We start from the raw sequence: 458 nt of genomic DNA, 5'->3' as shown, positions 1-458 counted from the left end.
ATGATGCATGAGGACAAAGCAAAAAACGTCACGGTCAAAACGAAAGCAGCAGATCTTCGTGCGACACTCGACCAATTGCTTTCTGAGCACTTCGTGCTTGCTGTCATGGACATGAAAAAACAATATGACGGTTCAAAAGATGCTGAGTATTATGAAGCAGCACTCAAACAGAACGCACTCGACATGACACCGGCAATCGCTTCAGTCTATGGCGACGAAGGCGCGAAACAATTCGAAAAAATCTTCGTCGATCACAACAAATACACAACGGACCTCGTTAAAGCCGTCAAAGCGGATGACCAGGAAGGCATCAACGCTTCGAAAGCCGAGACAGAAGAATTCGTCCAGGATCTCTCGACATTCCTCGACGCTGCGACAGAAGGCGAACTTCCGAAGGAAGCAGCTGAAGAAGTCCTTCGTGCTCACGAAGCGGACGTCTATAAAACATTCCAAGAGTA

The 458-nt window shown here is 47.6% G+C and carries 1 pseudogene; it reads left to right on the top strand.

Features of this window, described 5'->3' with window-relative positions:
* Positions 1 to 458, top strand: a pseudogene (locus KNQ05_RS15595) (copper amine oxidase); the annotation flags it as partial.

This window comes from Exiguobacterium sp. s125 (genome assembly GCF_018618605.1).
In the GTDB taxonomy this organism is placed as follows: domain Bacteria; phylum Bacillota; class Bacilli; order Exiguobacteriales; family Exiguobacteriaceae; genus Exiguobacterium_A; species Exiguobacterium_A oxidotolerans.
Note: the sequence above shows the minus strand (reverse complement) of the source record. Positions and strands in the feature narration are given on the sequence as shown.